At 68.7% G+C, this 9,682-nt stretch carries 10 protein-coding genes and 2 pseudogenes; 3 read left to right on the top strand and 9 right to left on the bottom strand.

Going from position 1 to position 9,682, the window contains the following annotated elements; translation table 11 throughout:
* Positions 1 to 125: 125 nt before the first annotated feature.
* Both AB0N14_RS39025 and AB0N14_RS39020 read right to left on the bottom strand, forming a co-directional pair.
* A pseudogene (locus tag AB0N14_RS39025) lies at positions 126 to 467 on the bottom strand (IS5 family transposase); the annotation flags it as partial.
* Between the two features lie 38 nt (positions 468 to 505).
* Positions 506 to 1,303 carry an SDR family NAD(P)-dependent oxidoreductase gene (locus tag AB0N14_RS39020; RefSeq protein WP_366030451.1) on the bottom strand — a complete coding sequence of 266 codons (798 nt, stop codon included), beginning with the start codon at positions 1,301 to 1,303 and terminating at the stop codon, positions 506 to 508.
* 108 nt (positions 1,304 to 1,411) lie between these two features.
* Here AB0N14_RS39020 and AB0N14_RS39015 point away from each other — a divergent pair, with 108 nt between their 5' ends.
* A complete protein-coding gene (locus AB0N14_RS39015) occupies positions 1,412 to 2,014 on the top strand; it encodes a TetR family transcriptional regulator (protein ID WP_366030450.1) in 603 nt (200 codons plus the stop codon).
* A 242-nt stretch (positions 2,015 to 2,256) separates the two neighbouring features.
* Here the strand turns inward: AB0N14_RS39015 and AB0N14_RS39010 are convergent, their stop codons facing one another.
* Together AB0N14_RS39010 and AB0N14_RS39005 are read right to left on the bottom strand one after the other, a co-directional pair.
* Entirely contained in the window at positions 2,257 to 2,667 is a 411-nt protein-coding gene (locus AB0N14_RS39010) for an ankyrin repeat domain-containing protein (protein ID WP_366030449.1), read from the bottom strand.
* 25 nt (positions 2,668 to 2,692) lie between these two features.
* Positions 2,693 to 3,052 (bottom strand): hypothetical protein, encoded by a 360-nt coding sequence (locus AB0N14_RS39005; RefSeq protein WP_366030448.1) that lies wholly within the window; start codon positions 3,050 to 3,052, stop codon positions 2,693 to 2,695.
* A gap of 76 nt (positions 3,053 to 3,128) precedes the next feature.
* On the opposite strand from AB0N14_RS39005, the gene AB0N14_RS39000 reads away from it, so the two are divergent.
* The gene (locus AB0N14_RS39000; RefSeq protein ID WP_366030447.1) at positions 3,129 to 4,157 is read left to right on the top strand and encodes a hypothetical protein; all 1,029 of its coding nucleotides are present in this window, start codon (positions 3,129 to 3,131) and stop codon (positions 4,155 to 4,157) included.
* Positions 4,158 to 4,165: 8 nt separating this feature from the next.
* On the opposite strand, the gene AB0N14_RS38995 is transcribed toward AB0N14_RS39000, so the two are convergent.
* The 4 genes and pseudogenes from AB0N14_RS38995 to AB0N14_RS38980 form a co-directional block, all read right to left on the bottom strand.
* The gene (locus AB0N14_RS38995; protein WP_366030446.1) at positions 4,166 to 5,554 is read right to left on the bottom strand and encodes a Fic family protein; all 1,389 of its coding nucleotides are present in this window, start codon (positions 5,552 to 5,554) and stop codon (positions 4,166 to 4,168) included.
* Positions 5,555 to 5,791: 237 nt separating this feature from the next.
* A pseudogene (locus tag AB0N14_RS38990) lies at positions 5,792 to 5,971 on the bottom strand (dTDP-4-dehydrorhamnose reductase); the annotation flags it as partial.
* A gap of 194 nt (positions 5,972 to 6,165) precedes the next feature.
* Positions 6,166 to 6,459 (bottom strand): hypothetical protein, encoded by a 294-nt coding sequence (locus AB0N14_RS38985; RefSeq protein ID WP_366030445.1) that lies wholly within the window; start codon positions 6,457 to 6,459, stop codon positions 6,166 to 6,168.
* A gap of 43 nt (positions 6,460 to 6,502) precedes the next feature.
* Positions 6,503 to 6,802 carry a hypothetical protein gene (locus AB0N14_RS38980; RefSeq protein ID WP_366030444.1) on the bottom strand — a complete coding sequence of 100 codons (300 nt, stop codon included), beginning with the start codon at positions 6,800 to 6,802 and terminating at the stop codon, positions 6,503 to 6,505.
* A gap of 168 nt (positions 6,803 to 6,970) precedes the next feature.
* Between AB0N14_RS38980 and AB0N14_RS38975 the strand changes: the two genes are divergently transcribed.
* Entirely contained in the window at positions 6,971 to 7,441 is a 471-nt protein-coding gene (locus AB0N14_RS38975) for an ATP-binding protein (RefSeq protein WP_366030443.1), read from the top strand.
* Between the two features lie 340 nt (positions 7,442 to 7,781).
* On the opposite strand, the gene AB0N14_RS38970 is transcribed toward AB0N14_RS38975, so the two are convergent.
* Positions 7,782 to 9,341 (bottom strand): hypothetical protein, encoded by a 1,560-nt coding sequence (locus AB0N14_RS38970; RefSeq protein ID WP_366030442.1) that lies wholly within the window; start codon positions 9,339 to 9,341, stop codon positions 7,782 to 7,784.
* Positions 9,342 to 9,682: the final 341 nt, after the last annotated feature.

Here is a 9,682-nt window from a genome sequence, read left to right as displayed (position 1 = left end):
CGAGCTACAGACACTCCTCGCCCTCTGGACCGGCGCCTGCCCCACCTGCCACCGCGACATACCCACACCCATACGGACCTGACCAAGCACTACTATGAAGCGGCGTGCGGTACGTGCGGTGGGTTCTTCGGGGCTCCGGCGGCGTGCTGGTGGGCACGCACGATGGTGGAGTCGACGTTGATGTTCCAGTCGATGCCGCCCGTGGCGTCGGCGAGGGCCTGGATGTGCTGGAGGAGCATCTCCCAGGTGCCGTCGGCCGACCACAGCAGGTGCCGCTTGTGGATGGTCTTCCACGGACCGAAGTGTTCGGGCAGCTCACGCCACTGTGCCCCGGTGCTGAGCCGGTGAATGATCCCGTTGATCACCTGCCGGTGGTCCCGCCACCGGCCGCACCGGTTGTTGCTTTTCGGCAGCAGCGGCTCCAGCACCGCCCACTCCTCGTCGGTCAGGTCCCCCCTGCTGAGCATGACCGCAACAGCGACCTGCCTGATCGGAAAGCCAGTTTCTAGCGGGCGGCGGTCATGGATCCCATGAGCAGGACCGCGCGGCGTCTGGGGACTGCCCGGCCCAGGCTCGCCATCATGCGGTTGAGCCGGCCGGAGATGACGCTCGGTGGTGGCGTGCGGCGGTCGAGCGTCCGCAGTGCCGTCGTCACGACCTCCTGGGGGGACTGGCGTTTGGTGCCGCCGTCCGCGGAGTCCGTGCCGATGACGTCGAAGAACTCGGTGCTGGTCGCGCCGGGGGACAGGGCGAGCACGCGCAGCCCGGTGTCGAGGGACTCCTGCCACAAGGCTTCGGTGAAGCTCAGCACGAACGCCTTGGCTGCCGCGTAGACGGCCATGTTCGGGGTGGGAAAGTACGCGGCCATGCTCGCGACATTGATCAGCACCCCGGTGCCGGAGGTCCGCAGCGGCTCGATGAACGCCCGGCTGATGTCGACCACACCCGCGACGTCGACGGAGATCTCCTCCCGCAGGCGCTGCGGGTCCTCGGTGTGGAACGGGCCGAAGGTGCCGAACCCTGCGTTGTTCACGACGCTCATCACGGTCAGGTCGCGCCGTGCCACTTCCTCAGCGAGGCTCTGGCCCACCGCAGGCCGACTGAGGTCGAAAGGGATGGCCGTGGCTTGGACGCCGTGAGCCGCGGTGAGTTCGGCGGCCAGTTTGTCGAGCCGTTCCCGGCGCCGGGCGACGAGGATGACGTGTGAGCCACGCGCGGCGATCTGGCGGGCGAACTCTGCTCCGATGCCGGCGCTGGCACCGGTGATGAGGGTGGTCTGGCCGCGATAGTCGACGGCGTTCATGGGCTACTCCCGGGAGACGGCGGATACACTCGGTGATGGCACCGTACGCCTATCTTGTCACTCAGTGCCAATCGGGTACTGGGTGCACAACGCGGTACGCTGGGGCTCATGAACGATCGCGAAGGCGGCCCGTCCGGGCTACGGCAGCGCACCCGGCGGGCAGTGCAGGCCGAGATCGCCGCGACCGCGATGCGGCTCTTCCTCGAACACGGCTTCGAAGCCACCACCATGGAACAGATCGCCAGCGAGATCGGCATCTCGCGGCGCTCACTGTTTCGCTACTTCGGCACGAAGGAAGACATCGTGCTCGGCGACCACGCCGAAAACGGCCGGACTCTGAAGGCCGCGCTGGAAGCCCGTCCGGCAGACGAGCCCCCGTGGGAAGCACTCCGGGCGGCCCTCAAGGCGCTCGTCGAGTCTCTTCCCTATACACCGGAGGACTTCCTCAAGATCACCGGCATGCTCCACGCGTCGCCCTCTCTCCGGGGGCGTCAGCTGGAGAAACGGCAGCAGTGGACCGAGCTACTGCTGCCGGACATCGCCAGACGACTGGGCGCCACGGCGAACACCATGAACGAGTTGCGGGCCCGCGCACTCGTCGCCTGCGCCCTGGCGTGCTCCGAAGCCGCAACGGAAACCTGGGTCCGCAGCAACGGCACGGTCGACATGGAGCGGGCCTTCGATGAGGCGGTTGCCGCGGTACGCGCATAGGACGCCGCACTTGTCTGTCAGCCACCGAGGGCCAGTGCCGCCGTACCGCACCATGGGTAGAGGCTGAGCCGGCAACGTACAGCAACAGGATCCACGCCCATCTCCGCAGAAGGCGCATCCGGCATGTTCATCCCGAAGAGGAAGACCGCCAGACGCCCATCGCGGCAAAACACAGACACGTCTACCTCGGCACCTCGGCCGCACTCGTCACCCGGCTCCGAGCATGATCGAAGAGACAGGCCCTAGGAGGAAGTGTCGTCCCCAGCCGGAAGGTGAACAGCCACTTCATAGTTGGCGATCCGCCCCGCCAGCGCCCTTGGGTTCACGCCATGAACGTTGTCCCGGTCAGGGTCAGCACCAGCTTCCAACAGGAGCCGAATCGTGCCGCCTTCGCCCCGCGAACAGAACACCGCCCTCCACAACGGCGTATTGCCATGACGGTCCACGACATCGACCGCCGCACCCGCGGCCAGCAGGACTTCGACGACAGCGGGCACCTGCGCCTGAGCAGCAAAATGCAGCGGAGTCCAACCCTCGGCATCGACAGCCCCAGGGTCGGCGCTCTCAGCCAACAGCGCCCTCAGGCCGTCCACGTCCCCGCCATCAGCCGCATAGTGCACCGCGGTCCGCCCCAACCGATCTCGATCCGTCATGCCGACCATCCTCACCCGGCTCAGGTCAGGCTGAGTCGCCGAGAACCCGCCTTGCTTCAGTCCACAGTCCTTCGAACTCCTCCGCGGAGATCTCGACTGCCTCGGGCTGGTCCTGCCAGCCGTCCACGGGACCCTCGGCGAGGACGCCGTACTGCCGTTCATAGCGGCCCATCGCCGCGAGATCGGCGTGATCACGCAAGTGCAGCACCTCTTCCAAAGAGGCCGCCGTCACCGCCCGCGAGTCCCTCCCCCGGACCTCAACCTGTCGCGCCGCCCAGCCCTCGTCATCGGCCTCGAAATACAGCCACAGATCTTCGTCCTCGTAGTAGGTGCGGAACCAGATCGTCATGCCGCCATCCTGACCCACCACCTTGACCAGACACATAGTGGGCACCTCCCTTCGCCGGCTGCGCAGGCCACGACCAGCACCAGCCATGCTGGAGGTTTCTAGGATCACGTGTATGTCGAGGACCACACCGCCACGCCCGCTCGATGTCGAGGCGCTCTTCCCCGAGCTGGCGAACTACCGGGGCACCACCACCCGGCTCCACCCGCACCCGGGCCGACCGGAGGTGACGGCCAGCTCCGTGGGTGGTCCACTGCTGTGGCCGGCGGACGAACCCTGGCCGGTGTGCACCGAGCCTCACAGCCATGCGCGTGGCCGCCGCCCGGCGGACATCCACCGGCAGCGGCAGATCCTTGCCGCTGCATGGCTCCGTGAACCGAACCCCGGCCCCACGGACGAGGAACGGCAGCTACTTGAGGAACTGGGCCGCAGACACCGAGTTCAGGAAGCTGCTGCGAGCGGTCCACTGCCATTGATCGGTCTTGCGCAGCTCTACAGGCGGGACATCCCCGACCTACCGGCCGGGCCGGATGACTGCGATCTGCTCCAGGTGTTCTGGTGCCCCTTCGACGCACACGGGTCGACCGGCTACGGCATGCTGCTCGACCTGCGCTGGCGCCGGTCGTGGGAGGTCACCGCGGTGCTGGCGTCACCGCCACAGCCGCAGGTCATCGGCTACGAAGGGTACGTGCCCGAGCCGTGCGTGCTGCATCCCGAGCAGGTGGCCACCTACCCGTTCGCGGGCCTGCTCCCGGAGGATCTGTGCGCCCGGATCGATGCCTGGGAAGAGGTCCTGGAGGAGGAGGCCGAGCAGTCGGTGGACGAAAATACCGCGGCGATAGTGGGCTACCAGTACGACCTGTCCATCCCACCAGGCTGGCGCGTCGGCGGTTTCGCCTCCTGGCACGCCACTGACCCGTCCCCCATGAACTGCCTGAGCTGCGGGGCACCGATGCACCTGCTGCTGACCATCGACAGCACGGAATGGGACGGCGGCAGCAGCTGGAAGCCGCTGGAAGAACAGGACCTGCCCACGTACCAGTCCGCCAGGCCGACCCAGGTCACCGTGGGCCGCTGGGGCGAACTCAACGTCTTCGCCTGCCCCAAGGCACCCCACCACCCGCACCGCTGGAGCATCCAATAGTCACTCAGTCAAGTGTCGATCCTTCCCTGGGAGCCGAGGGACGCCGCGTTGCTCCGGGTCTCCCTGAGATGGATGTCGATGTAGCGGGTGAGGGTCAGCGCATCCTGGGAGTCGTCGGCCTGGAAGGTGACGCGGCGCAGCAGGGTGACGTCGTCGAGCGTGACGCCTGCGCGGGCGAGGACGAAGACGAGGGTGAGGAAGGCGGAGCGGGCGTTGCCGTCGTCGAAGGGGTGGAAGAAGCAGACGTCGAGATAGGCGCGTGCGGCCCTGGCGGTCAGGGGAAGGGGCCTTCCGGGGTCCTGTGTGCTCTGGGCGAGGCAGGCGTCGAGGCGGGCGCGGGTGTCCGCGCTGATGCCGTAGCGTTCCCGGCCGCCTTTGGCGAAGGCCGGCTGGTCGCGGAACGACGGTGGCTGCGGCGTGCCCAGGACGTGGTGCTGCCAGTACTGGAGCAGCTGGAAGTCGAGCTGGGTGCCGCGTGCCGCGTCTGCCCGCAGTAGTTGCAGGGCGGCGAGCAGTCCTTGTGCGCGGGTGGGGTCTATGGCGTGGTCGAAGGTGCGGATGTCCTCTGCCGCGCCGTCGTGCGAGGGGGTCACTGGTTCGTCGCCGCCGCCGTCGGGGGCTTCGTGCCATGGCACGGTCTCGCGCACGGCGAGCCAGCGGCGCAGGTGGTCCGGCGCGGGTCCGGTGGATCGTGCGGCGTCGCCCGGCTGCAGCGAGAGGGCCAGCTGCTCTGCGACGTCCTCGACCAGTTCCGGGTCGGGGCCGGTCCAGCTGTGGAACCGTCCGCCGATGGCTTGTTTGACCAGTTTCTCCGCGCGCTGGGGTGGGATGCTCCAGCGGCTGAGGAACCAGGTGAGGACTTGATGGCAGTGTCCGTACCAGCCGCTGCCGCAGTCGGTGCGGTCGGTCACCTGCTCGATCAGGTTCCGGGCGGCGCGTTCCCACAGGTTTCGCTGGTCCTCGATGTCGGCCAGATCCAGCGGGTAGGCCTCGAACCACTTGGCGAGGCTCTCCAGCCACTCGCGCCACTCGCAGAGCGCCGCGGCGACGCGGGGGATGGTCTCCTCTGGGGTGGTGATCGAGTCCCTGGGGCAGCACCAGTTCCCCACTGGTCCTCCGTCGAAGTCCCCTTCGTCGTGTGCCCAGCGCCAGCCCACGGTCCAGCGGCCGTAGTGCTCAGTGAGGGCGTGCGACATGGCGTCGGCCCAGGGTTGGCCCGTGTCCCGGCTCCATGCGCTCATCGCCGGGTCAGCGAGGGGCAGGTCTGGGCGGCGTGGCACCCGTTGGGCGGGTCCGAGCGACCGCACGACCTGCGGCGCCGAAGCGCTGTCGAAGGGATGACGGGCGGGGTCCACGTCGTCCCAGGTCAGATAACTGGGGGCGAGGTCGACAATCACCGCGCAAGCCTGCCACGTCCACCCGACTGCGCATCAAGCGGATTACCGCAGGTGGCTTCCGTCCACGAACCCGGTTCGCCGTCGACCGCCCGAGCTCTGATGACCCTTCGCCCTCTCAAGGGGAGCCGTTCGTCATGCTGCGGGTGGAAGGTAAGGGAAGGGAGGTCCGCCTGCTGCGACTTCCGCTCCGCTGGGCGACGAACGGCAGAGCGGCCGGGTTCTGGTGGGGGCGCTCGCTCATGGGCCGACGGGCTGGCCGGTCACCGGTGCGGTGAAGAATTGACGAGCACCGCGCAGTGTGGTGGTCAGTTTCCGTTGGGTCGCCCGGCTGTCGAGGCGCACGTCGAGGGTGCCGGGCAGTGTGCTGTGGGCCCGCAGGCCATCGGGCAGGCGGGAGGCGTCGAGACTGGTACGTTGCAGCCGTCGTGTGCCCGGCTGCTCTCGCCTGCCGGATCAGCTCGGCCCCCAAGAAACCGCTGCCGCCAATGATCAAAATTGTCACGCACGACACGGTAGACGGCACCAGCGGGCACGGGCCCGGATCTCTTGATCCATATATCCGTCGCCCCCGGGCCCGTATCCGGATACGACGCGGATTCGGCCAGGACTGGTCACTCTGTGTCGACGTGGGGCTGGATCTCCACCGTGAAGACGGCGTCGTCCGGGCCAGTGCCTTCTTCCTCCGCCCACACGATCACGCGCACGTGCTGCTCGCAGATGCCGTTCACCTTCCACTCGGTCACCAAGTCGGTGACGACGAGCGCAGCGACGTACTTGGCGCCCTGCCTGGAGGTGCCGGTGGTGATCTTTCCCCGCCAGCGATGGGGGTGGCCGGCGAGGGGGCGCCAGCCAGCGGAGCCATGCGGCTCCTCCACCCGGTACGCCCACGTCCTCTCGGTGCCCATGGAACCGATCCTGTCACCGTGAGGAGCCTCCGGCCCCGGGAGATCACGCCACGTCGAAGTCCGACCGGGGCCGTACCTCAACGATGAACTCCGGCTCCTCGGTGCTCTCCTCCTCGTCGTCGTGCCAGAGGAAGACCCGCACATGCATCGCGTGGTGGAGGCCGATGTTCTCCCACTCGGTCATCAGGTCGCCGACGATCCGGCCGATGGCATACCTGGCGCCCTCGGTCGAGTCGGGCGCGGTGATCGCACCGTGCCATCGCTCGGGGCCGCCGTAGGGGCGCCAGCCCTCAGAGCCGTGCGGCTCGAACACCCGGTACACCCAGTCCGTCTCGGTGCCCATGCATCCGATCGTGTCACCACCCAGTACCATGCGCAGCAGTCGATCCACCGTTGGCCGCTCCTGCCGCAACGGTGGTAACGCCCAAGATCACCCATTGGCCACGTCTGTGGCGGGATTCTTGGGGTAATCGGGCCGGTGTCAGGTGGGGGTGCAAGGGCGAGGCGGCTTATGAAGCAGGCTGCTGACGGCGAGGGCTGGGCGCTGTCCGATGAGTCGATCGCGGTGTCTGCCGCGTTCGAGGGCACGGAGGCGATCGCTGATGCCCGTGACTACGCGCGGTCGTTCCTAAAGGATCTTCAGGCGGTGCACGGCGTGCCGGTGTCAGTCCGGGCGATGGGCAATGTGCAGCTGGTGGTGAGCGAGCTGGTGACCAACGCCCAGAAGTACGCCCCGGGTCCGTATCTGCTGACGCTGGAGGCCGATGAGGGCGCCGTCGCGGTGACCGTGTGGGACAGCGAACCCCGACTGCCGATGGTCCAAGGCTTCGATCCGGCCCGGGTGGGCCAGCACGGTCTGGAGATCGTCATGGCGCTCTGCCGGAGCTTTGAGGTGCACCGCGAACCGGTGGGCAAGCGCATCAGGGCAACAGTTGATCTCGCCGATGACACCATCGGAGACGTGGCTGACCGCGCGTTGTGACCAGGTGGCCGCCGGCTGGGGACGTCGGTCGACGCCGGTGAGGCCGCAGTGATCGTGCCGCGCGACTGCGTGCTGCACGCCGCGAAGCAGTTGCTGGCCAAAGGGTTCAGGGCGTAGTGGCTATGAAAGCGACCTTCTCGTCGATACCGAGTTCTTCGCTCAGCTCGCGGCGTCGCCGTGGCGTGGTCCTCCTCGTCCTCCAGTGAGCCGCCGGGCGTCGCCCAGAAGCCGCCCTCCTCGTCGTAGCGCAGCAGCATGACGCGGTCGTCGGCGAGGACGATGGCGTGGGCGGCTTTCTGCAGCGGCGGTGTCGAGGACGTCATGTCCTCGAGTGTGGCCGTTACTGTCCGGCTGCGGCCTTCTGGTCCTCCCGGGTCCATTGCACGATCTTGGGCCAGGGAATGCGGAGGGGATCGTGCTGCTTGGTGGCCTGGATCGCCTTCCACAGGCCGCTGCTGTGGGAGCGCTGGCCAGCAAGTCGGTTGAGCCATTGGGAGGTGTCTTCCCAACTGTCGAGGACTGCGGCAGCGAGCGCGTCGTACAAGTGGCCGGGCCCGGTGCCGGGGTAGCCCCAGGTGTACTCGGTGGCGCCGCCGGAGGACGGCAGCGGGTCGATCCGCAGCCCGCCGTCCGGGGTGGGGGTCAGGGCGAAGACGCCGTCGCCGGATTTGTCGCCGGCGATGACGGTGTGCTCGCCCCAGCCGGCGGGGGGCTTTCCGGTCGGCCATTCGACGGCGAGGTCCGGGTGGTCGGCGTCGCCGGCGTGGCTGGGCGCGGGCTTGAACTCGGCGACCCAGCGTCCGGCCGGGTCCGTGTAGAGCTGGGCCAGCCTCTCGACCGCATCCGTGAGGAAGCCGTAGTGCTTGAGGGTCGGCAGGTGCGTCTCGTTGGTCAGCAGGCGCAGCAGCCGTCGTGTGGGCTTCGCCCGCAGCTTTGTCACGGTCTGCGGGGGCAGCGGGGTCAGCTGAGCCCGGTAGTCCTGGGCGACCGGGCCCGCCGTGCTGATCAGCTCGCGGTTGACGGTGGTGAAGACGTCCTCGGGCGAGTAGCGCACCAGGTGTCCGGCCAAGGAGCGGGCCGCTTCCCATAGAGCCTCGCCGTACGGGGAGTCCCATGGCTGTTCGGCTTCGGCCGCCCGTACCTCGTGGAGTTCTGCGGCCGCGTACCCAAGGTGGAGCTCACGCGCAGCAGCAGTCCGCACGGCCGTCTCGATCGCCAGCGGCCACTCCGGTGCCACTGGGCGGGCCGGTGCGTACCAGCCCTCGCCGCGACCTGTGGCATTCGCGATCTTGGTGCGGGCCTCCTCGAAGGTGCTCAAGGTGTCCGCGGCGAGCGCGGTCCAGGCCTGCGGGAATCGCGCGTGCATCTTGTTCTCGTACGCGGCGAGGATCCGCTCGCGGTGCTCGGGCCAGGCGGTGGTGCTGTCGGCCACGGTGAAGGCGGCGCCCTCCCCCATGGTGCGTGCGCGGCGCACCGCGTCGGGCGTGCAGGTCCCGCGCCACCACAGCGGCAGGTCATGGCCCACGGCGCGGGCGACGACGTCAACGTCGGGAAGCCCCGCGTCCCGTACGGGGACGGTCGCCGGGTCGGCGGGCGGCCGCTCCTGTTCCTCGGCGCGGGGTTTGATGAACTTCGGTACCCAGCGGGGCAGTTGCTCCGGCTGGCTGCACTCGGGTGGGTCCAGCCGGAAGGCGTCGACGTCGGGGGCCGACCGCTCTTCCCGGTCGAGGAACGGCAGTGCGTCCGGGACCAGGACGACGGCGTCGCGCCACAGGGCGGGCGGTAGCAGGTGCGCGGCCGCGCGGGCTGCCCTGTGTTTGCTGATGTCGTACTCGAGGCCGCTGTAGCGCTGGACCCACACGATGGGTCCGTGGTCGGTCTCGTAGAGGGTCACGTGCACGGGGATTTGCTCGCCGGTGCGCCTGCTGCCGGACAGCAGCACATCATCGGCGAAGGTGACGGGCGCCGGGTGGGTGGCCGGGGGGCGCCGGTACAGCGGGGCGGCGTCCTCGGGCAGGGGCCGGCCGGTGTCCTGGCACCAGCGGTCTATGGTGTCCGGCCGCCACCACGGTTTTCCGTCGGTGTCGGTGCCGTCCGCCCTTGGCAGCCGGTCGCCTTTGGCGAGCAGGGTGCGTGCGTAGCTCTCAGAGGGCGGTAAGTGACGTGTTGCCCGTTTCGCGCTTGGAGGTGGGGCTGTCGGGCTGGCGGTGGCCTCTCCGGGTGGCTATGGCCGTGGCTGGG

The organism is Streptomyces sp. NPDC051104, from assembly GCF_040682835.1.
GTDB classification, from domain to species: Bacteria; Actinomycetota; Actinomycetes; order Streptomycetales; family Streptomycetaceae; genus Streptomyces; species Streptomyces cynarae.
This window is presented reverse-complemented; position numbering and strand designations above follow the sequence as displayed.

Coding starts and splice junctions, on each gene's coding strand:
- AB0N14_RS39020 (WP_366030451.1), bottom strand. CDS start 1,303: ATGAACGCCGTCGACTATCGCGGCCAGACCACCCTCATCACCGGTGCC.
- AB0N14_RS39015 (WP_366030450.1), top strand. CDS start 1,412: ATGAACGATCGCGAAGGCGGCCCGTCCGGGCTACGGCAGCGCACCCGG.
- AB0N14_RS39010 (WP_366030449.1), bottom strand. CDS start 2,667: ATGACGGATCGAGATCGGTTGGGGCGGACCGCGGTGCACTATGCGGCT.
- AB0N14_RS39005 (WP_366030448.1), bottom strand. CDS start 3,052: ATGTGTCTGGTCAAGGTGGTGGGTCAGGATGGCGGCATGACGATCTGG.
- AB0N14_RS39000 (WP_366030447.1), top strand. CDS start 3,129: ATGTCGAGGACCACACCGCCACGCCCGCTCGATGTCGAGGCGCTCTTC.
- AB0N14_RS38985 (WP_366030445.1), bottom strand. CDS start 6,459: ATGGGCACCGAGAGGACGTGGGCGTACCGGGTGGAGGAGCCGCATGGC.
- AB0N14_RS38980 (WP_366030444.1), bottom strand. CDS start 6,802: ATGGGCACCGAGACGGACTGGGTGTACCGGGTGTTCGAGCCGCACGGC.
- AB0N14_RS38975 (WP_366030443.1), top strand. CDS start 6,971: ATGAAGCAGGCTGCTGACGGCGAGGGCTGGGCGCTGTCCGATGAGTCG.